At 64.9% G+C, this 21978-nt stretch carries 20 protein-coding genes; 13 read left to right on the top strand and 7 right to left on the bottom strand.

The window, feature by feature from the left end:
* Positions 1–179: 179 nt before the first annotated feature.
* The 4 genes from AAGA68_09915 (at position 180) to AAGA68_09930 (ending at position 5828) form a co-directional block, all read left to right on the top strand.
* A complete protein-coding gene (locus AAGA68_09915) occupies positions 180–2312 on the top strand; it encodes a hypothetical protein (protein ID MEM9385364.1) in 2133 nt (710 codons plus the stop codon).
* Between the two features lie 186 nt (positions 2313–2498).
* Positions 2499–3890 carry a wax ester/triacylglycerol synthase family O-acyltransferase gene (locus AAGA68_09920; protein MEM9385365.1) on the top strand — a complete coding sequence of 464 codons (1392 nt, stop codon included), beginning with the start codon at positions 2499–2501 and terminating at the stop codon, positions 3888–3890.
* Between the two features lie 132 nt (positions 3891–4022).
* Positions 4023–4445, top strand: coding sequence for a DUF6524 family protein (locus tag AAGA68_09925; protein MEM9385366.1), 423 nt, complete (start codon positions 4023–4025; stop codon positions 4443–4445).
* A gap of 207 nt (positions 4446–4652) precedes the next feature.
* A complete protein-coding gene (locus AAGA68_09930) occupies positions 4653–5828 on the top strand; it encodes a diguanylate cyclase (GenBank protein MEM9385367.1) in 1176 nt (391 codons plus the stop codon).
* A gap of 56 nt (positions 5829–5884) precedes the next feature.
* On the opposite strand, the gene AAGA68_09935 is transcribed toward AAGA68_09930, so the two are convergent.
* Positions 5885–6235 carry a MipA/OmpV family protein gene (locus AAGA68_09935; protein MEM9385368.1) on the bottom strand — a complete coding sequence of 117 codons (351 nt, stop codon included), beginning with the start codon at positions 6233–6235 and terminating at the stop codon, positions 5885–5887.
* A complete protein-coding gene (locus AAGA68_09940) occupies positions 6217–6705 on the bottom strand; it encodes a MipA/OmpV family protein (protein ID MEM9385369.1) in 489 nt (162 codons plus the stop codon). The genes AAGA68_09935 and AAGA68_09940 overlap by 19 nt, the downstream gene beginning before the upstream one ends.
* A gap of 165 nt (positions 6706–6870) precedes the next feature.
* Between AAGA68_09940 and AAGA68_09945 the strand changes: the two genes are divergently transcribed.
* The 7 genes from AAGA68_09945 (at position 6871) to AAGA68_09975 (ending at position 14382) form a co-directional block, all read left to right on the top strand.
* A complete protein-coding gene (locus AAGA68_09945) occupies positions 6871–7347 on the top strand; it encodes a MarR family transcriptional regulator (GenBank protein MEM9385370.1) in 477 nt (158 codons plus the stop codon).
* A 217-nt stretch (positions 7348–7564) separates the two neighbouring features.
* Entirely contained in the window at positions 7565–8146 is a 582-nt protein-coding gene (locus tag AAGA68_09950; GenBank protein MEM9385371.1) for a TetR/AcrR family transcriptional regulator, read from the top strand.
* Between the two features lie 47 nt (positions 8147–8193).
* Entirely contained in the window at positions 8194–8520 is a 327-nt protein-coding gene (locus tag AAGA68_09955; GenBank protein MEM9385372.1) for a DUF1330 domain-containing protein, read from the top strand.
* Positions 8517–9512, top strand: a complete 996-nt coding sequence (locus AAGA68_09960; protein MEM9385373.1) for an alpha/beta fold hydrolase — start codon at positions 8517–8519, stop codon at positions 9510–9512. Before AAGA68_09955 ends, AAGA68_09960 begins: the two co-directional genes overlap by 4 nt.
* A gap of 212 nt (positions 9513–9724) precedes the next feature.
* Positions 9725–11209 (top strand): SulP family inorganic anion transporter, encoded by a 1485-nt coding sequence (locus AAGA68_09965; GenBank protein MEM9385374.1) that lies wholly within the window; start codon positions 9725–9727, stop codon positions 11207–11209.
* Between the two features lie 13 nt (positions 11210–11222).
* Entirely contained in the window at positions 11223–12077 is an 855-nt protein-coding gene (locus AAGA68_09970) for a universal stress protein (GenBank protein ID MEM9385375.1), read from the top strand.
* A gap of 175 nt (positions 12078–12252) precedes the next feature.
* Positions 12253–14382, top strand: a complete 2130-nt coding sequence (locus AAGA68_09975; GenBank protein ID MEM9385376.1) for a molybdopterin oxidoreductase family protein — start codon at positions 12253–12255, stop codon at positions 14380–14382.
* Positions 14383–14607: 225 nt separating this feature from the next.
* Here the strand turns inward: AAGA68_09975 and AAGA68_09980 are convergent, their stop codons facing one another.
* A complete protein-coding gene (locus AAGA68_09980) occupies positions 14608–14997 on the bottom strand; it encodes a DUF2007 domain-containing protein (GenBank protein MEM9385377.1) in 390 nt (129 codons plus the stop codon).
* 131 nt (positions 14998–15128) lie between these two features.
* Between AAGA68_09980 and AAGA68_09985 the strand changes: the two genes are divergently transcribed.
* Together AAGA68_09985 and AAGA68_09990 are read left to right on the top strand one after the other, a co-directional pair.
* Entirely contained in the window at positions 15129–16874 is a 1746-nt protein-coding gene (locus AAGA68_09985) for an oligopeptide transporter, OPT family (GenBank protein MEM9385378.1), read from the top strand.
* Between the two features lie 19 nt (positions 16875–16893).
* Positions 16894–17427, top strand: a complete 534-nt coding sequence (locus AAGA68_09990; GenBank protein ID MEM9385379.1) for a hypothetical protein — start codon at positions 16894–16896, stop codon at positions 17425–17427.
* Between the two features lie 108 nt (positions 17428–17535).
* Here the strand turns inward: AAGA68_09990 and AAGA68_09995 are convergent, their stop codons facing one another.
* The 4 genes from AAGA68_09995 to speB form a co-directional block, all read right to left on the bottom strand.
* Complete coding sequence (locus AAGA68_09995; protein ID MEM9385380.1) at positions 17536–18426, bottom strand: hypothetical protein; 891 nt, start codon at positions 18424–18426, stop codon at positions 17536–17538.
* Entirely contained in the window at positions 18423–18881 is a 459-nt protein-coding gene (locus AAGA68_10000) for a hypothetical protein (protein ID MEM9385381.1), read from the bottom strand. Before AAGA68_10000 ends, AAGA68_09995 begins: the two co-directional genes overlap by 4 nt.
* Positions 18882–19066: 185 nt before the next feature.
* The gene (locus AAGA68_10005) at positions 19067–20983 is read right to left on the bottom strand and encodes a sulfotransferase (protein MEM9385382.1); all 1917 of its coding nucleotides are present in this window, start codon (positions 20981–20983) and stop codon (positions 19067–19069) included.
* A gap of 29 nt (positions 20984–21012) precedes the next feature.
* Positions 21013–21975 (bottom strand): agmatinase, encoded by a 963-nt coding sequence (gene speB / locus AAGA68_10010; protein ID MEM9385383.1) that lies wholly within the window; start codon positions 21973–21975, stop codon positions 21013–21015.
* Positions 21976–21978: the final 3 nt, after the last annotated feature.

The following is a 21978-nucleotide window of genomic DNA, read 5'->3' on the forward strand; positions in this document are numbered from 1 at the left end:
CGCTAAAAGCATCGATCGCTCTTCCGGCGATGCAACATTAGGTGACTTGGGGTCGCGCGCGCCGTCCCGGCTCGGCGATCGCCTTGCCATGCTTTGAACAAGCAGCGTACGCTCCGCGGTATTCTATCCCGAGGGTGGACAGCTGCCCTCAATCCAACCAGTGGTTAAGGAACGTTCGTATGGGAAGTCGTTGCCGTGCAGTCTTGGGCCTAGCAGCCGTCGCCGCGCTCGGGGGTTGTGAGACGGACGGGGACATCGGCATCGAGCCGGTGCAGGTCACACGGCCAGTCTTCGCTGCCAAATACGTGGCGACGGAGGCGCTCACCGACGCTGACCGCCTGCAGGCCCCGTACCCAAACGACATCTACTTCGCCGGCAGCGAGGACGGCACCTTAAACCTGCCGCTCTCCCCGCTGACCACGCAGGGCGCGCTGATCCCGCAGGTCAACCGCCTCGACGGCTATCCGCTCACCGCCAACCTCAGCATCCCGATGACGACGCAGACGGACCTCACCAGCATCGTGCCGTTCCTGCCGGATCCCAACACGGGCTTGCCGAGCATTCCTAACCCGAATCTGTTCATCACCTTCGCCAACGCCGACTTCCCCGGTGGCTCTGCAGCCATCCCGCTGGTGCCGGGCATCACCGATGCGATCGCCGACTACACCGTGCGCGTGTCGCCGTCCGTGGACGCCTCAGGCCAACCGAGCAACATCCTCGAGATCGTGCCCCTGAAGCCGTTCCTGCCGGACACCACCTACGCCATCTACCTGCTCTCGAGCATTACGGACGTCAACGGCTCCGCACTCTCAGCAGATGTGGAGTTCGCCACCATCCGCGACGCTCACTTCGCCGGTGAGGCGGTGGAGAACGCGATCCTTGAAGGCCTGCGCGCCGCCGCCATCGGGCCGCTGCTGGACCAGTCCGCGCTGCTCGGCATCCCCGGCGAGGCGATCGCCGTGGCCTTCAGCATGTCGACCATGTCCCTGCGCAACACGCTGGAAGTGATCGACGAGACGCAGGGTCCCAGCACGGCAGTGCTCGCACCTTCCGGCTTTACCACCGCCGATGTGATCCCTGGCGTACCCGGCGTGGCTGACATCTTCGTGGGCACGCTGGAGGTGCCCTACTACCTCGATCCGGCGGACCCTTACGGCTCCACCTGGCAAGGGGCCGGCGGCACGGACCTCAATCGCTTCAACCCCGTGCCGGTGCCCCGCACCACCTTGACCATTCCCGTGCTCGCCACCGCGCCTAATGCCTTCAGTGGTCAGACCAAGCCGGACACGGGCTGGCCCGTGCTGGTGTATCTATCGGGTGTGAACAGCGATCGCTCATCCATGCTGGCGCTGTCCGACTCCTTCGCCGCAGCCGGCTACTTCGTGATCGGCATCGATCTGCCCTTGCAGGGCATCATCGATCCGGCCAACCCCCTGTTCCAGGGTCCCGGGAACCCGCTCAACCCGTTCGGCGATAATGAGCGCCACTTCTTCCTCGACCTGTTCAGCAACACCACCTTCGTCCCCGGCCCCGACGGCATCACGGACACGGGTGGGCAGGTGTTCACGATCAGCTTGACGGATCCGCTCACGGCCCGCGACTACGTGCGACAGACCACCGCCGACTTCACCACCCTGATCCGCACGCTGCCGACGATCGACCTGGATGGGGACGAGCAGCCCGATCTGGACACCTCGAGGATTCATCACACGTCCGTCTCCCTCGGGGCGATCGAGAGCGCCACTCTGCTTGCCGTCAACGACGAGATCACCACCTCCACGCTGAGCAGCCCCGGCGGTAACTTCACCCTGTTCCTGACCGACGATGACAGCTTCTTCGGCCGCGGCCTGGTGGCGGGCCTCGCCGCCTCCGGCATCATCGAAGGCACCGTGAGCTTCGACTACTACGTGCGCGACTGGCAGCACGGCCTCGACGTGGTCGATGCCCTGAACGGCGCCATCGCCGCCGCCGAGCTCCATCCCCTGCACGTGATCGAGATCCTCAACGACAACACGGTGCCGGATAACTCCACCGATCGCTTCGCTGAGGTGGCTGGATTACTGGATGTGTCGATGACGGCTGTGGATGCGGCAGGCGTGCGCGGCATCGTGCGGATGACCGACGGCGGCCACGTGTCCTACCTCGACCCGAACAGCCTCATCACCGACCTCGATACGGGCGAGGTGATTCAAGGGCCGAATCCTCTGGTCACGGTCGAGCTGCAGACCCAGGCGGTGACCTTCGCAGTGACCAACGGCACGACGCTGCCGGTGGATCCGGACACTGGCACGGGCTGCGACTGCGTACAGTAGGCGACTGCCGATCCCCCTTTGCGGCCCGCCGCGCGGCGGGCATCCGCTAGGCGAGGCGGGCCAGCCCTGGCGCCTAGCCGGACGTCAGCAGTCCCCGACCACCCTCACGACCTGCGAGGCCGGCTACCGCCCCTCTGGCCCAAGCTACGGCTGATCCGCCTCCATCCTCTCGCTAGGACAGGCAAGATGCGTGAGACGCTGACACCGATCGACACGGCCTGGTTGCACATGGAGGATCCGAGCAACCTGATGATGGTGACGGGCGTGCTCACCTTCACCGGCAAGATCGACCTCCCCACCTTCAAGCGCACCTTCAGCGAACGCCTGCTGCGCTACGAGCGCTTCCGCCAACGCGTGGTACACGGCCCCACCCCACTTCAACGGCCCCACTGGCGCACCGATCCGAGCCTTGCCGTAGACGCTCACGTGCATGCGATCGCTCTCGATGACCGCCAAGACCACGACGAGCTGATGCGCCTCATCGGCGAGCTGGCAAGCACCGGCCTCGACTTCGATCGTCCGCTCTGGGAGGTGCATCTCATCGAGGACTTCCGCGGCGACAGCCTCGCGGTGATGCGCTTTCATCACGCCATCGCCGACGGCTCGGCGATGGTGCGGGTGATGTACGACCTGATGGATCCGTCGTCCGACGCGTCACCCTCGAATGATCGGCCCGACCTCGCGCAACGCAAGCACTCCGCCTTCCCAGGGCACCGATTGTTAGAGCCCGCCCGACAGGCATTGAAGATGGGCGGCCAGGTATCGAACATTCTCTCGCGAGAACTTCGCGAGAGCCTGCGAAGGCCCACCAGAGCCTTCGAGCTCGGGCAAACCCTGGGCCAGGGCGCCGCTGTGCTAGGCAATGCCCTGGCGATGGCGCCGGATCACGACACGCCCTTCAAGGGACAACTCGGCAAGCGCAAGCACGTCGCGATGTCCGCTCCCGTCGCGCTGCAAGCCGTCAAGGACATCGGCGCGGCGACGGGCACCAAGGTCAACGATGTACTCCTGAGCGCCATGGCGGGCGCCCTCGGTCATTACCTGGCCGAGGAAAGGGGCGTCGATGTGGCGCAAGTGAGCATTCGTGCAGTGGTGCCCGTCGACCTGCGGCGCCAGCCGAGCACCAAGCTGGGTAACGAGTTCGGCGTCGTGTTCCTCGAGCTTCCCATCGGCATCGATAATCCGCTGCAGCGCCTCTACGCCATCAAGCACGGGATGGACAAGCTCAAGGCATCGCCGGAACCATACGTTTTCTTCAGCTTATTGAATGTGTTCGGTATGGCACCGGACGTGATGGAGACGCAGATCGTCAACCTGTTCGGCAGCAAAGCCACGCTGGTGATGACCAACGTGAAGGGCCCACCGGAGCCTTTGCACTTCGCCGGGCGAGCAGTGAAGGACATGACCTTCTGGGTGCCGCAGTCTGGTCGCCTCGGGATGGGCGTATCGATCATGAGCTATGCGGGCGAGGTGCGCCTGGGCGTGATCACCGACGCGGGCCTCGTGCCCGACCCGCAGACGATCACGACGCGCTTTGCCGAGGAATTCACTCGCCTGCGAGGCCGCCTAGCCGGCTAAGCCACACCTGCTGCAACGCACGCGGGGCGTGGGCACCGAGAGTGCTTGACCCCCCGTGCCGGGGCCCGCCATCATCGCGCCAGCGTCGGCGACCGCCTGACCCGGCCAGCCCACTCAACGGAAGAGCTCTCCATGGCAAACTCATTCACGCTGCAAGGCGTTCTGCTCCGGTTCGTCGCCGCCTTCGGCCTCGTGGTCGCGACCTACAACCCCACGCCCTACAACTACATCGAGTGGCTGCGCGCGAACCTCTCAGCCGGCACGACAGGCCCTGAGCACTGGTTCGTTCTGGTGGTGCTGCTGATCGGTTGGGTGATCTTCTTCCGCGCCACTTGGCGTTCCTTGGGCCCCCTGGGCGTGCTGCTCACGGCCGGCTTCTTCGGCACCTTCGTCTGGCTGTTGGTCGATCGCGGTTTCGTGATGCCGTCGGGGCGCGGTCAGATGATCTGGACCGCCGAGCTGTCGCTGGCGGCGCTGCTTGCCACGGGGTTGTCTTGGTCTCACGTGCGGCGCCGTATCACCGGCCAGGTGGATACGGACGACGCGGACAACTGAGTTTTCGCTCGTCCGCAAGGCTCGGCAACACGCCTGCTTTCTGCTCGGTCGGGCTGAGGTCTCGTTCTCTCCAGCACGCGATCCCCGTCTCGCATCGCCCCGCGACCCCAGCTCGGGCACGGTCGCCCGTACCCAAAACTGTGCCAGTGTTCCGGAACGAAGGCGCCACCGCATAGACACTGCTCGGGTTACGGCGAAAGACCAGCCATGCCCGACTACACAAAAGATGCCGCCCCCATTGATGGCCAGCTTCACGAGCGACTGGTCGCCGTCCTGTATTCGCAAAGCGTGCCCGCGATCGTCGGCTCAGTGGTGCTGGCAGCGATCGACCTTGCCTATTACGAGTCACGCTTACCCGCCACCACGCTCGCCATCTGGCTAGCCCTGATCGGCGCGGGGCTGGGCTTTCGATACTCGCTCTTCCTCGCCCGCCGCCGCGCTCGCCATCGCCTCTCCACCCAAGCCTGGGAGCGGCTCTACGCCACCTGCACCTTCGTCGCCGCCATCGGCTGGTGCTTCCTGACGATCGCCACCACCACGCAGTTGGGACTGGCTGGAAACCACTTCGCCAACCTCTCCGTGGCGGGCCTGGTCGGGGCTGCCGTCGCCTCGCTCGCGGGGTCGCGCCTGGGATTTCTCTCCTTCGCGCTACCATTCATGCTGTCGATACCCTTCGCCATCAGGCCGTCCAGCTTCGATGAATGGTGCTACCTAATGCTCTGGTATGCCTATTTCGCAACGCTACTGAAGAGCAGCCGCGGGGTGCACGCGGCGCTGGTGGCCGCCGAGCGATCACAGCTGGAAGACTCCCGTCTCGTCGGCGAGTTGGGGAAGCTCGTGGATCGTGACCCCCTCACCGGGCTCGCCAACCGGCGAGCCCTGGCAGAGGCCTTCGAAGAGGTGTGGACGAGCCGTGGCAACCACCAGGCCGCCGTGCTCCTCTGCGACATCGACTTCTTCAAGCAGTACAACGATGCCCTCGGCCATCAGGCGGGGGATGAGTGCCTACGCCGCCTAGCCGAGCTCTTCGAAGGACTCACGCACGGCAGCGACGCGCTCGCGTGCCGGCTCGGCGGAGAGGAGTTTCTCTTCCTGCTACGCGACGCCTCTGCGGACGATGCCAAGGCATACGCCGAGCGCGTGCGCCACGCCGTCGCCACCTTGCAACTCCCTCACCCTTGCTCGCAGACCCAGCAGTACGTAACCGTCAGCATCGGAGTCGCCGCGGCGCGACCAAGCCCCGTGAACGACCCGGACGGACTGATGGGCGCCGCCGATAGGGCGCTCTACGCGGCGAAAGCTGCCGGCCGAGATCGGGTCGTGATGTCGGCAGAAAGCCTGTCGTCCAGTGCTTCTCCAGCGGCACGAACACAATCCGCATAACGACTGGCAGTGGCCTACAGCCACCGCCACATCCTTCGCAGTCGATCGGTAGGACGCTAGAACGCGTACCCGACCCCAAGGGCGAAGATCACCTGATTCGGATCACCTTCTCGGTCGACGATGGGGCTTTCCACCGCATCGCCCACGAGACGGCGATAGGAAGCGAAGCCCACTGCAGACCAACGTTCACTCAGTCGGTAGGTCGCCGTGAGGTTCGCGCCGTAGTCCTTGATGCCGCCGTCGGCGGCGAACCGCGCCAGGCCGCTCGCGAACGCATCATCCTGCGAGACGCTGAAATAGGTATCAGCGAACTGATCGTCAACCACGGTAAGGCCTACGTTGGTGTTCAGGCGCAAGCGTTCGCCGATGTTACGTCCGTAACCCGCCCCTAGCTGCGCTTGTGCCACCCCTCGTGGGCATTGGCGAGATCCTGCCCGAAGGCGACACCCACGCTCAAGGTGGCCGTTGGGTGGCCTACTTGGCTCCAAGTCCGGTCGATAAACGCCCCCGCCTCGATCGCGGTATCCACCTCCCGCAAGCGCGCGATCGCCTCGTTGGCCACGCCGTCGTCACGACCGAAGCCGAAGTTCAAGGCGGGACCGGCAGCCCACTGGCGGCTGTCCAGCACGTTCAGGCGCAAGCCCGTGCCCTGCACGGCGAGATGGCGATTGCCGGCGAATCGAATCTGGCCGAAGAGCAACGGCACGAGCTGTTGGTCGGCGGCCCCCTCGTAGTCGGGCACGCTGACGGCGCCAAGGGCAAGGAAGTCATCGTACCGGGGCCCTTGCTCCTCAGGGACCTGGGCGGTCACTGCAAGCGGGCCGAGCAAGGCGATGGCGGCGGTGGCGAGAGGAAGGGCGGGTCGGGATGCAGACATGGTCGGAAATACCTCTGAGCGAAGAGTGGGTTCGGTCGTCGTCCAGTTGATCGATCCACTAAAGTTCGATATCAAACTACAAGTAGTTTTATTTCGAACTAGTTATTGGTGGCATTTCGTTTGAACCAACAATTTCACGAAGAATTTCCGTAAGATATCGAATCAATGAGTACCTCGAAGGCGAACTCGACCGACCCAGAGCTGGTGTTTGCCGTGCTCACGGAGGTGCACATGCTCCATCACCTCAGTACCAGCGAGTTCAACAAGGAGCAAGATCACACGCTGCACATGGCGCACTTCGCCGTGCTCAACCGGCTCCATCGATACGGCGATGCGCAGACGCCCCAGCAACTTGCCGACAAGATGCGTGTGTCGCGGGCGACGATGACCAACAGCCTCGCCCGACTGACCGAGAAGGGGCTCATTAATGTGCTGGACAACCCGAGCGACAAACGCAGCAAGTTGGTGTTCCTCACGGCCGAGGGACGCAAGGCTCGCGATGGGGCCATCGCCAGAGTCGCGCCTGCCCTAGAGCACTACGCCAGCAGTCTTGGCAATGATGCGCTCGAAGAGCTGCTGCGCTTGCTCCGTGTCTTGCACCAATCGATGGACCCGAGCGAGCGAGAGGCCCCCGGGTACTAGTGTCCTGTCCCGCAAGTTCGTTGAAGAATTCGCGGCTACTTTTTGCCCCTAGGCACGTTGCTTCTCCTCCCGTGGGGCCTGCCACGCTCGTCCTCCCGCCGCGCCTAGGGACAAAAAGCCCCGTGCGACTTCTTCGACGAACTTACGGGACAGGACACTGGCAGGCCTCGTGGGGGCGGTTGCATATTCACTGATCAGTGAATATCGTGTAGCCACCATGGCACGACCCAAACAGTACGATGAGGCAAGAGCGCGCGCAGGCCTTTTGGCTACGTTCCTCGCCAAGGGCTATGCCGAGGCATCGCTGGCTGACCTGGAGGCGGGGTCAGGCCTCAACCGGCGCCAGCTCTACAACGACTTCGGTGACAAGCGAAGCCAGCTCCTGCAAGCCATCCAGGACTTCAAGACCGAGGTGGTCGGCCCCATCCTCCAGCCCCTCGAGCAATCCGAGCGGGGGGTCGAGGTGATTCGGGAGACGCTCCTGGGAATGGTCAACGGCGCAGATACCCCCCAAGGGCGCTTGGGCTGCCTGATGTGCAACACCTCGCGCGAACCCATCGCGGGCGACCCGCAGGTGGGCGAGCAGATCGACACGTTCTTCCGCCGCGTCGATGGCGCTTACCGCCAGGCAATCGGCCGCGCGATCGAACGGCGGGAACTGTCCGAACAAACCAACAAGCGCACACTGGCGAGGTTTTTTCTGGGCATTCACGTGAGCGTGTGCGTACTGGGCCGCGCCGGCGCATCCAAGGCGGTCCTTCGCGACATCACCGTCGAAGCGCTCGCCAAACTCGGCTGATTTTTTTTGGTCTATTCTTCACTGAACGGTGAAAATTGGAGAGTGATATGACGAACGACGACGAAGTGTATTTGATCGCCCAACTCGAGGTGACGGATCGCGACGCCCTGATGCGGGACTACGCGGCACCCCTGCAACCGTTGAATGAGAAGCACGGGGTGAGCGTGGTGGCCGCCTCAGCGCAGGTGCAAGTGCTCGAGGGCGAGTACCAGGGAAACCTCACGGTGGTGCTCAAGTTCCCCTCCGCTGCCGCTCAGAAAGCGTGGTACGAAGACCCTGCTTACCAGCCACTGATCAATCGGCGTCAGGAACTTACGAATTCCGCTAACTCCTCATTGATCGTCGTGCCCACCGTACCCGGAGCATCCTCGTGAATCGCCTGGTGGTGGTCAAGAACATGCGGACACCGACCTCGCCGGCGACTCCATCTCATCTGCGCACGCGCGATGACGCCCGGCAATCGCAACAGCAAGACTGGACCTTCGGCGGCAGCTGGCCATACGCGCCAAAATGGTTCGAGAGCGGTGATGGGCGCATGCATTACATCGATGAAGGTCCGCGCGATGGTCGCCCCGTCGTCTTGGTGCACGGCAACCCCACCTGGAGCTACCTGTATCGGCGCTTCATCGAGGCGCTGGTCGCGCAGGGCTACCGCGCCATCGCCTTCGACCACCTCGGCTTCGGGCGTTCGGACAAGCCCGATCACCCGTCGCTGTACGAGATCCCGGAACACGGCACGCGTGCCGAGGCGCTGATCGAGGAACTGGATCTGCGCGATGCTACGGTCGTGGTGCAGGATTGGGGGGGTCCGATCGGTCTGACCTGGGCCGCGCGTCATCCTGAACGCGTGCGCAGCCTCGCCATCCTCAACACCTTCTGCCACCGCCCGCGCATGCGCGCTTCGCTCCCCCTGCCGCTCACCCTGTTCCGCACGCCTGGGGTGGGCGAGTTCATGGTCAAGGGCATGAACGCTTTCGTGAAAGTGTTTCTCTTCAACGCAGGCTTGGCGCAGCCACAGCGCCTGAGCCCACAGGACAAGGCAGCCTACCTAGCGCCCCATCCGGACTGGTCCTCGCGCACATCGATGCTCGTCTTTCCGCGGGAGATACCGAGCGGCCCCAAGGGGCGGGTGAGCGACTATCTCGACGACATCCACGGGCAATTGGTGCGCGCGTTCAGGCATAAGCCGGTGTTCATCGCCTGGCCGATGAAGGATGTGGCCTTTACGCCGGACATGCTGGATGACTATTGGCTGCGCGACTTCCCTGACGCGCAAGTGCATCGCGTCAAAGATGCCGGTCACTACATTCAAGAGGACGCTCACGAAATCGTCATTCCGAAGCTCCTGCCATTTCTCGCAAGGTAGTCTCGCTGCCGCACCTGCCGCTCGTTGCGGGCCGGGGCACGTCCCAGCCCGCACCGGAGCTTTCCACACACACGCTGGAGCCAAGGGTCCGCCTCCTGCGCTACCTTGCAAGGGCCTCAGCAGGGGCACGGGCATGGCACCCACGCCCTGGTCGACACTTGGCGCCGCGTGACCTGTGGCACACTACGCCGCCCTCCCCACCTGGCACACCAATGATCTCCCCTTACCGCTATCGCGATCAGTGGTTCGGCAACGTGCGCGCCGATGTGCTCGCAGGCCTCGTCGTCGCCCTCGCCCTGATCCCTGAGGCCATCGCCTTTTCCATCATCGCGGGCGTCGACCCGAAGATCGGCCTCTACGCCAGCTTCTCCATCGCCGTCATCGTCGCCATCACCGGCGGGCGCCCGGGGATGATCTCAGCAGCCACCGCGGCGACGGCTGTGCTGATGGTGACCTTGGTGAAGGCGCACGGCCTGCAGTACCTGCTCGCCGCGACGGTCCTCGCAGGCCTTATCCAGATCGGCGCCGGACTGCTCAAGGTGGGCACGCTCATGCGCTTCGTCTCGCGCTCGGTGATCACGGGCTTCGTCAACGCCCTCGCCATCCTCATCTTCATGGCGCAGCTACCGGAACTGATCGGTGTGCCGCCGCTCACCTACCTCATGGTGGCCGTGGGTCTCGCGATCATCTACCTATTCCCGCGGCTCACGCGCGCAGTGCCGTCCCCGCTCGTGTGCATCCTGGTGCTGACGGCCATCACCATCGGCCTGGGACTCGATCTACGCACTGTAGGCGACATGGGGGAACTGCCCTCCACCCTACCGGTGTTTCTGATCCCCGATATCCCGTTCACGCTCGAGACGCTCCAGATCATCCTGCCCTACTCTGCATCGGTCGCCGCCGTCGGCCTGCTCGAATCCTTAATGACCGCCACCATCGTCGACGACCTCACGGACACGCGCAGCGATCGCAACCAGGAGTGCATAGGCCAAGGCCTCGCGAACACGGCTACGGGCTTTATCGGCGGCATGGCGGGGTGCGCGATGATCGGCCAGTCGGTGATCAACGTGAAGTCTGGCGGTAGGGGGCGCCTCTCGACCTTCTGCGCAGGTGTGTTCCTGCTGTTCATGATCGTGGTACTGGGTGAATGGGTGGCACGCATTCCCATGGCCGCGTTGGTGGCGATCATGATCATGGTGTCCGTCGGCACCTTTAGCTGGTCATCCCTGCGAAACTTGCGCAGCCATCCGCGCAGCGCGTCCACGGTGATGGTCGCCACGGTGGCGGGGGTGGTGCTCACCCACAACCTTGCCATCGGCGTGCTTCTGGGTGTGCTGCTCTCCGGGATCTTTTTCGCCGGCAAGATCGCGCAGATTTTCCGCGTCACTTCGACGCTCTCGGCAGACGGCACAAAGCGCGTATACCAGGTGGAGGGCCAGCTATTCTTCGCGTCCTCCGAGGCTTTTACGCGAGCGTTCGATCTGCGCGAGGCGTTGGAGAAGGTGGTGATCGATGTGAGCCGCGCGCATATCTGGGACGTGTCGAGCGTCGCCGCCCTCGATCTGATCGTGATGAAGTTTCGTCGCGAAGGCGCCGAGGTGGAGCTGGTGGGGCTGAACGCGGCCTCGGAGACGATCGTGGACAAGCTCGCACTGCACGACAAGCCGGGCGGCATAGACGCGCTGATGGATACCTAGGAGAGCCTCACCCATGTCAAAGCTACTCGCCCTGGTGGACGGCTCGATCTACTCGCGCAGCGTCTGCGAACACGCGGTCTGGATCGCCCAGCGCACAGGCTACGCCGTCGACCTATTGCACGTGCTAGCGCGACGGCGCAGCGAGGGTAGCCGAGGAAACCTGAGCGGCAACATCAGCCTCGGCGCCAAGTCCAGCCTGCTGAACGAGCTTATCGAACTCGACGGCGAGATGGCCAAGCTGCAACAGAAGCGCGGCCGCGCCATCCTCGACGACGCACGTCAGATCCTGAGCGACGCTGGCGTCGACGAGATCACCACGCGCCTGCGCTTCGGGGACATCGTGGAGACGGTCAGCGACGACGAGACCACAGCCGACATGGTGCTCATCGGCAAGCGCGGCGAGGATGCGGACTTCGCGTCCACCCACCTCGGCTCCAATCTCGAGCGTATCGTGCGTTCATGCCACAAGCCGGTGATGGTCGCGGCGCGGGCGTTCACGCCGATGGACCGCGCGGTGGTGGCGTTCGACGGCGGCGAGAGCGTAATGAAGGCGATCGCCTACATCGAGCACAGCCCGATCTTCGAGGGCGTGGCGTGCGAGCTGCTACACGTGGGCGAACCCAACGAGGCGATGCGCGAGCGCCTGCAGTCCACCGTGAGCCGCCTGCAGGCGGCGGGGCGCGAAGTCACCACGGCCATCCGCAGCGGTCAGCCTGAGCAGGCGATCGCGAGCGCCGTCGAGGAGGGCGGGGCCAACCTGCTGGTGATGGGGGCTTACGGCCACTCCCACATTCGCACGCTGATCATCGGCTCGACCACCACCACGATGATGCGCCTGTGTCGCGTACCGGTGCTGCTGTTCCGCTAGGAATTCCCCCTAACGCTGCTGAGTGTCTGTCCCCGACCGTTCACCCTGGGCGTGGCTCAGGCAGTATCGGGCACGATCAGCCGACCAACGCGGCACAGCAGCTAGGCGCGTTCCCCCCTTCCTGAAACTCCTGTACGGTGAGTTGCATCGTCAACACAATCGATGGGGGTCGAACGTGTTAGCAGTTAAGAAAGAGACGCATTTCGGGGGTTGTCCGCACGATTGCCCGGACACCTGTTCCATGCTGTTCGAGGTGGAAGACGGCAAGCTCACGGGCGTACGCGGTAACCCAGAGCATCCGCTCACGCGCGGCGGGCTCTGCGTGAAGCTCAAGGATTACGAGAAGCGCCACTACCATCCCGATCGCGTGCTCTATCCGATGCGCCGCGTGGGTGCCAAGGGCGAGGGCCAGTTCGAGCGCATCACCTGGGATGCCGCCCTCGATGAGATCACCGAGCGCTGGAAGGCGATCATCGTGGAACACGGTCCCGAGGCGATCCTGCCCTACAGCTATCTCGGCCATCAGGGCCTCGTGCACGGCCTGAACGGCGCCGACGCCTTCTTCAACCGCATGGGCGCCACCGTGTGCGAGCGCACCTTCTGCGGCGAGGGCTCCGCCACTGCCTGGCTCCTCACCCACGGCCCAAGCGGGGGCATGGACCCGGAGAGCTTCATCCACTCGAAATTCATCGTGATCTGGGCCTGCAACTCCGTCAGCACCAACCTGCATCACTGGCACGTGGTGAAAGATGCGCAGAAGGCCGGCTCCAAGGTGGTGGTGATCGACGCCTATCGCTCGCGCACAGCGAAGGAAGCCGATTGGCACATCGCGCCGAAGCCGGGCACGGACGGCGCCCTGGCCATGGCCATGCTCAACGTCATCATCGAAGAAGATCTGATCGATGAGGACTACGTGGCCAACTACACCGAAGGCTTCGACGAGCTGGCCGAACGCGCCCGCACTCGCACGCCGGAGTGGGCAGCGGAGATCACCGGTATCGACGCCGACACGATCCGCCAACTCGCCCGCGAGTATGCGAAGACTCAACCTTCCGCCATTCGCATCGGCGTCGCCCTGGAGCGTCACGCCGGCGGCGGCCAGACCATCCGCGCCGTTTGCTGCCTGGCGGCGATCACCGGCGCCTGGCGCAAGGTGGGCGGCGGCATCTACCAGATGCCCGTCTGGGAGCATCCCTACGCCTTCGACGTGATCTGCCGACCGGATCTGATCCCCGAGGGCACCCGCGTGGTCAACGCCCTGCAGCTAGGCCGCGCCCTGGTGGGCGAGATGCCCCTGAACCCACCGATCAAATCCTTTATGTGCTGGAACGCCAACCCGGTCACCCAGGCGCCGGAGACGAACAAGATCATCGAGGGATTGAAGCGCGATGACATGTTCGTGGTGTCCGCCGAGCACTTCATCTCGGACACGGCGGCCTACGCGGACATCCTCTTGCCCGCCGCGATGGGCGCCGAGATGGAGGACATCATCCTCTCCTGGGGCCACAACTACCTCACCTACAACGCGAAGTGCACCGAGCCGCCGGGGGAGGCCATTCCCAACCAGGAGATCTTCAGACGCCTGGCGGCGCGCATGGGCTACGAGGAAGAGAACTTCAAGTGGTCCGACAGCGAATGCCTGGAGCACTACATCGATTGGGACTCGCCGGCCTGCGAGGGCATCACGCTCGATCTGCTACGCGAGCAGGGCTTCGCCCACCTGAGCATCGGCGGCCGCGACGATCGCGCCCCCCACGCGCAGGGCAACTTCCCCACGCCCTCGGGCAAGGCGGAGCTCAAGGCCTCAGGCGCGGCTGGCGGTGACTTCGTCGCTGGCCCCTTCCGCCAGATGTACGACCACAAGCAGCCGGGCACCGAGATCGATCCCCTGCCCGACTACGTGCCGCCGCGCGAGAGCCCGGCCACCAATCCCGAACTGGCGGCCAAGTACCCTTTGAACATCGTCTCGCCGAAGAGCCACGGGTTCCTGAACTCGTGCTACGCCAACCTCGAGTGGAAGATCAAGGGCCAGGGCGAGCAGTTCGTGATCATCAACCCCACCGACGCCACCCAACGTGGCATCGCGGATGGCGCCACGGTGCGAGTGTTCAACGATCGCGGCGCGTTCGAGGGCGTGGCGAAGGTCAGCGACGATGTGAACGCGGGGGTGGTGGTCGCCACACTCGGCTACTGGCGCCAGCTCAACCGGCCAGGGACCGTAAACTCGATTAGCTCGGCCGAGTTTGTCAACATGGGCCACGCACCTACCTTCTCCGATAACTTGGTGGAGGTGGCCGCAGGCTAGTCAGCACCTCCGGCGAGTAGCTTCGATACCATGAGGCGCGGATCACCCGCGCGATCCGCGCCTAATTTACCCCCCGTAGGCAATACCTAAGCGTGCCGTGACCCGGCCACGCGCGTCGCCAGCGCGAGCTTCCCGTCAGCAAATGCGCTCAGCGCACGGGACCGCCGGCTACGGCTGGCCGGACATATGCCGCATTGAACCCTTGAGGATCGTCTGCCAGCGAACTCAGCGGGCGGGGCGCAAAGCCGTTTCCAAGGGCTCGCTGGGACAAGCCGCGCCGCACTGCCAGCACTCAGCGAACTGGCCGTCGATATGCTCACCGCACTGGGCGCACTGCCACGACGCCTCTTCACCGTCCGGCTGGGCGAGGAACTCGCTCAGCAAGCCCCTCGCGCGCAACCAGTCTGAGGGCTGGGTGACCCACAGCTGAGGCCAGCACTCGAAAGCCGGAATTTCGCCCAGGGCGCCGGACAGGAACTGGTTGCGGATGGTGCAGCGGATGCCTTCGCCCTCGAGGATGTTCTTGAGGTGGACGATGGTCATCAGGTTGTCTGCGGTATGAAGTTTGCGCGCCACGTACCCTAGTCTGCCATAAGCCCGCGCCGACGGCGCCACCGCGTAGGGCTAGCCGCCGTCGATGGATGACAGACCCGAGCGGTTGTGGTTCCATCAGCCACCATCTACGCCTGCCGCCACGCCCGCAGGCGAACTGTTCAGGACGACTGCAAAGCGAAGGAGAGCAGCGCGTGGCCGAGACTGTGTCAGCGGCGAGTCCCCTCATGGACGATCGCCTGCGTAGTGGGCCCTACCCGGAGCTTTCCTGGCATGCCGTTATCGTCGGCTGGTTCTTAGGCGCCATCATCGCCGTCTCCATCGGCTACGCCTCGCTCAAGCTCGGCTTCTCCATCGAGGGCTCGGAGCTCGCCGCCATCCTCGGCTTCGGCATCCTGCGCGGCATGCTGCGGCGCCGCTCGATCGTCGAGAACAACGTGGCGCAAACCGTCGCGTCCGCCGTGAACGGCGCTTCCTCCGGGATGATGTTCTCCGTGCCTGCGATCTTCATCTTAGGTTACGGAAACGAGTTCAACCCGGTGCTGCTCACCTTCGGCTGCATCGCCGGCGCCTTCCTCGGCATCGCCTTCATCATCCCTCTGCGCAAGCAGATGATCGATTTCGAACGCCTCACCTACCCTGGCGGTGTCGCCGTAGCCACGATCCTGAAGTCACCGGGCGCGGGGGTTCGCAAGGCGCAGCTGCTGATCGGGGCCGCGCTCGTGAGCGGCCTGGTGCACTACTTCAGCCAGGCCAACGGCGTGAGTAACTGGGGCATGGGCGCCATGCTCGGCCTGCCCGAGTACACCAACATCACCTGGTACCTCTCGCTGCTCACCGTAGGTGTCGCCTTTATTGCCGGCCGCGGCGGCGTGGCCTTCATCATCGGCGGCTTCGTCGTGTACTTCCTGATCGCGCCCTTGCTCGCCGCCACCGGCATGTTGCCGACCACGGAGGCGGGCGAGATCATCCGCGATCCGGAGCAGCTCCGGGGTCTGCTGTTCCGCCCGATCGGCATCGGCATGTTGATCGGCGGCGCCATGACCGGCGTCGTCCTCGCCCTACCCCTGATCATCAGCGCCATTCGCTCGATGCAGAGCGCGGCCAAGCTCGAAGCGGCAATCTCTCGCGACGAGATGCCGATCAAGCTGCTGTACTTCGCCATTGCGGGCGCGGCCGTGGTGCTGTGCGTGATCGCCGTCCTGTCGGTGGAGTCGGTGGGGCTCCTGCGCGGCCTTGCTATGGCCGTCCTCGGCACCCTCTGGATCTGGATGTCCGGCATCATCCTCTCCGAGGCGATCGGACGCACTAACTGGTCGCCGCTCTCGGGCATGACGCTGATCGGCATCACCCTGCTCATCCTGGTCACCTCCGGCCTCGAGTCGTCAGTGGATCGCATCGTCGCTGCCGTGGTGGTGGGCGCGGCCACCTGCGTGGCCATGTCTCAGGCCACGGACCTGATGCTGGACCTCAAGACTGGCTACCTCGTGGGCGCGACGCCGCGCAAACAACAGCTCGGACAGTTCTTGGGCGCTTGGCTCGGCCCGCTGGTCGTGATCATGTTGGTGTTCGTGTTGCACGAGGCCTACGGCCTGGGCAGCCCAGAACTGCCGGCGCCGCAGGGCCAAGCCTTGGCGGCCACCATCGAGGGCATCCTCGGCGGTGACGTGCCGGTGGCGAAGTATGTCGCCGGCGCCTTTCTCGGCGCCCTGCTCTCGGCGGTGCAGGGCGGGCTCGGCGTCACCGTTGGCCTGGGCTTCTACCTGCCCTTCAACATCGTGCTCACCTACTCCCTGGGCACGCTGACGCGCATCGTGGCCGATCGCCAGATGGGCGCCGAATGGAGCGAATCGGTCGGCATTCCGATCGCCGCGGGACTCATCGTGGGCGAGGCTCTGGTGGGCGTTGGCTTCGCCGTGCAAGCCGTGCTCGGCAGCTAACCAAGCGAGGGTGTGAGCCATGAGTGGACGCGGATACGCACTGCTGATCATCGGATTCCTCGCCGGCACTTTCGTGGCAGCGCTCGATCCCGACAGCACCAACTGGCGCTGGTTTGTACCGGCGGTGGTCATCGCTGCCATCGGTGTACAGCAGATCAAGCAGGCGCAGGCGAGCGCGGCGCGCAACTCGACGCGACTTACGACCGACCGCGAGGACCTCGAACAAGCGCTCTCGAACATCGTGAAAAATCTCACGGAGCTGCGCGGCGCTGGCGATACGGTACCGCCGTTCGAGATGCGCTTCGAGATAGATCGTCTATTTCGCGGCGATCTCATGCGCTTTGCGGACGCTCGTGACACGCTTGCGCAGCTCTACGGCCTGCAGGCCTACGCCGACATCGTGAGCGAGTTCGCCGCAGGCGAGCGCTACATCAACCGCGTGTGGTCAGCCTCTGCGGACGGCTATTTGGATGAGGTGTCGACCTACCTCGACAAGGCACAGGTGCAGTTCGAGCACGCCCTGCGCCGGCTGGAAGCGGTGCAGGCGCACTAGGGTTGCCATCACGCGGACGCGGCACCGCGCAAGCGCTCCATCGTGGACACTGCATTCAGGCTAAGCCCCGTTGACGCAATCCGCCCCGCCGCGCACGTCCGCGGATAGTCAATCGCCCGCCCGCGCTCCACCTCGACGTGCGGCGAGTACGCAGGCGCGGAACCTCTCCAGTGGCTCGCGCGCATGCCCCGTCCACAGCTCGCGAGCAACCACACCACGTTCCGGATCTGCAAAGTGCAGACGGACTGTTGTTGTCTCAAGCAGGGACGACATGAACGACAGCACGCGCTCGCCCTCGAGGGCGAAGCTGCCCGCGCCCCTCGAAACGGACCCGGACCAGGGCACCTGCCATCGAGCGCTTCCCACTTGCAGCGTGAGTGGGGCCGCCGCCGGATCCAGTCGCTGACCTGGAAGGGAGAGCGTTAGGCGTGCCCGCGACATCGACTCCGGACCCTGAAAGCCCACTTCTAAGGTTGCTGGTGAGGAACGGTAGGCAAAATCCACCTGCGTTCGCAATAGGCAGCGATCGGCGTAGGTTGAGAACACCCACGGGTCTACGAGCTGGGTGAGTTCCCCGCGCCGGTGACGCTCCAGCAGCGCCAAGCTCGCCCGTCCGAAGCGCCCGCCTTCGCCGCCGATAGCTTGCGTTCCGGAGCACGTGCTCACGCGACCATCGTTGGCGACGAAGACCAAGTACTCCATACCGACCTGCAGGGATACGCCGCAGGCACCCCCCAACCCGGTGCTATTCAAGGCGTCGAAGGGCAGCTTGCCTTTGAAATGGTCCAATAGCTCGAAGCGCATCCGCACGGCATCGCCGCCGAGCTCAGTCCGCGGCAGCACCTCCCCCCCGGTGATGCGCGCGCGAAACACATTGTCCGTTTGCGCGTAGAGCCGCGCGAGTGATGTCGGGGCACACGAACAGCTCCATGCCGGCGCGCTGCACGCCCACAGCAGCAGGGGCAGCAGCAAGTGCATCGGAGGCGGCGTCGCACTCACGGTGCGGCTGGCTCGAGAGCAAGGTAGGTGCCGTCGGGGGCTAGGCGCACACGCAAGTCACGGTAGATCAACGCATCGCTACGATCCGACTGAAGCTGGTGGATCGGATCGATGCGGGCAACGGTCTGGAAGAAACCGTGGAGCTGCGCTGCATCCAAGCCACGCAACGTACGCGTCAAACGCCCCTTCAGCGCCTCATCGCCAGCCGGCGACGGTGAGGCGACCAGCTGCAGCACCTGCGCCAGCGCATACGCCCGCGCCTCCTCGCGCGCTTGGATAGGCCTCAGGGACTGGCATGCGTGCAGCGGTGTCGCCGCATCGCTGAAGAAGTAGACATCGCCGTACGCTAAGCGCACGCTCAGGCCGCAGTCCTCGGGCGCCCAGGTGGTCAACGGCAAGGACTCTGTGACCTCCCCGCGCAGGACTCGCTCTACGACCAGTGTGAATGCGATCACCCCTCCCTCCCGACGCTGCGCCGAGTGGATCTTCCCCTCGACGATCACGCGCGCATCACGCAGCGCAGTCAGCGCCTGCTCCCATTCGCACGTACAGGAAGCGGATGAACCTAATGAAAACATTGGTAAGAGGCTAGCCCCGAGAGCCACCCACGCGGATCGCCGCCTCGCCTGCGATGCCCTGCTCAATCCTCGCACTCGACGCCGGCCTCGCGTAGCGCGACGCGCAAGGGCTCGACCAGCGCCCCCCAAGCGCGATGGCGATGGACGTGGCGCGCGCTGATCGCCTCGCGCACCTGTAGCTCACTGAAGGTGAAGGCTGCTTCGCGCCGGGCAGATATGTTTAGGCAGGCGGGATCCCACGGCAGGCCGACATGCTCGATCGCTGCCTGTGCGTGAGGCGCGGGATCCGCCGCCAGGGTCTCGTAGCGAACCTCATGTACTAGGGCAGGATAGGCCTCTTGCCAGCCACGCATGAGACGTTCGCTCTGCGCGTAGAAGTGCGCAAGATCCTCCAACCGGCAGGCGTAGCGGTGACCGTCAGGAAACCGTCGGGAGTAGATCGACAGGCACACGTCGACTGGATGGCGACGCATCCAGATCACGCGTGCACGGGAGCCGAAGATGGCAGCGATGAGACCCACTTGCTGGAGGTTGTGGGGCATCTTGTCCGTGAGTGCGACTGGGGTCTGGGAGCGATCGCGAGGCACGCTGCGCACATCGTAGTCAGCGGCCAAGGCCGCCCAGTGGGCCGCGCTCATCGCCTGCGGTGCCGGGAGCACGCCACGGGCCAAGGCGTGCTCATACCCTGCCGCGATAAAAGCCATGGCTTCGTTCTCGCCGCCCGTATGCACGCCCTTCAAGCCCCCGATGATTCGCTCCATCAAGGTGGTGCCGCTGCGCGGCATTCCGAGAATGAAGGCCACGGTGGGCCCTGAGGCCGGCGCTTGCGATATAGCGCTGGCACCAAGCGCACCGTAGCGCTCAAGTCGGTGCTCGTTGATTCGCACCTCCTCCAGGGCGTCGTAGGCGGCGCCACGCGCGCGCAACTGTGCGTGTTGCGCATCATTCGCTGCCACTAGGGTTTGCCAGGCGAGCGCCAATGCTCCCCGGCGCTCGTGCAGGCGTGCACAGGCAAAGCGCAGCAGCACCTCGTGGCCAGGGCGCAAGGACGGCTCGCCATCGAGGATTGTGCTCAGGTCGGCAACCGCGGCGGCCACCTCGCCTGCCGGCGCCAGCTCTGCTAGTAGCTGCCAGGCACGACCGTCGTCCGGGCGCGATGCCAGTACCCTTCTCAGGCTCTCTACGGCCGCAGGCAGCGAATCCTCCAAGCGTGAGATGCGCGCTTCCAGCAAGTCGCACTCGATGCCAGCAGCGCCCCGTTGCTTCGCCGCCTCGAGCGCCTGTCGTGCGTCATGCGGTCGGCGCGCCGACAGCAGCAGGTCAGCGTGCGCGAGGTGGTCTTCGCCGCGCGCCGGCGCGAGCAGGGCGAGATAGCGCTCGTGGGCGCTCACTGCATCATCGTAGTCACGCAGCGCGGCGGCGGCTTGGCTGCGCCAGCGCCAGCGATCCGGGTCTTGCGGCTGCGCGTCGGTCATACGACGCGCCAGTGCACAGCCCCCAACCCAGTCGCCAGCGCCGGCCAAAGCCTGCGCACGCAGCCCGTCTAGGGTGCTGTCCTGTGGCGCCGATGCGAGCAAAGCGGACGCCTCGCGAAAGGCCTTCAAGCGCAGCAACCGCTCGGCTGCCGGGCGCACCACGGCGGCGTCGCCGCCGGCCACGCGGGCGGCGTGTACGAAAGCCTCGATCGCCTCTCCACGCCGCACGAGACGTTCGAGCACCAGCGCGCGGTTGAAGTGGTACTCAGCCACCTGCGAATCGATGGCGAGGGCGGCGTCCAGAGCAGCCAATGCACCGCCTAGCTGACCTCGCTGAAAGCGAACGGTGCCGAGTCCGTAGTGAGCGTCGGCGCGTTGGGTTGGCGTGGCCGACGGCAGCTCGCTCAGCTGCACATAGGCCCGCTCGGCGGCCGCTAACTGCCCCGATCGGTGCGCCGCCTGCGCTTGGGCAAGCAGCGTCGCCGTATCGTGCTCACTCTCCACCGCGAGCTACCCGCACGAGACTAACCGAGTCATTGCGCCGCCGGGCCACCGGGGCGGGCCGAATACAACCCCATGAACTCATAGGCGATATGCGCTGCGGCCAACGCCGTCATTTGCGCATGATCGTAGGCGGGTGCCACCTCGACCACGTCGGCGCCAATGAAGTCGAGACCCATCATGGCCCTCAAGATCGCCAGCGCTTGAGCGCTGCTGAGGCCACCGCTCACCGGCGTGCCCGTACCGGGGGCATAGGCGGGATCGAGGCAGTCGATGTCAAAGCTCAGGTAAACCTTCTGCCCGTGAAGACGCTCGCGGGCCCGCTCGACCGTGGCGGCGACGCCCTCGCGGTGCACGAAAGGAGCATCGAGGATCGTAAAGCCCATGGTGTCCGGGTTATGGGTGCGAATTCCGATCTGCACCGAGTGAGCTGGGTCTACCAAGCCCTCGTTGGCAGCGTGGCGGAACATCGTACCGTGATCGTGCACGCGACCAGGCTCGTCCTCCCAGGTATCGCTATGAGCGTCGAAATGCAACAAAGCGAGGGAGCCGTGCCTAGCGTGCATAGCCTTAAGGATAGGGTAGGTGACGTAATGATCACCACCCAAGGCGAGGGTTGCGACGTCGGCATCGATGATGTGCGCGAACTGCTCCGTGATGCGCGCTTCGATCTGCTCTGGGTGCCCGAAGTCGAACAAGACGTCGCCGTAGTCGATGACGGCCAATTCGGTTCTAGGATCGAATGCCATGCCGTAGGGGCGCTCCCAGGCCATCACCGCGGAGGCGGCACGTACCGCCGCTGGGCCACCGCGGGCGCCAGAGCGATTGGTGGTGGCAAGGTCGAAGGGCACACCCACCACGGCGAGCTCGGCGCCCGTGAGGTCGCGCGTGTACTTGCGGCGCAGGAAGCTCTGCACCCCCGAGTAGGTTGGCTCTACCCGCTCGCCGCGCAGCGGACCGCCGCTGATGGCGTGATCGATCTCCCGTTTGGTCATCGT

Source organism: Pseudomonadota bacterium, from assembly GCA_039193195.1.
Taxonomy (GTDB): domain Bacteria; phylum Pseudomonadota; class Gammaproteobacteria; order Steroidobacterales; family JBCBZW01; genus JBCBZW01.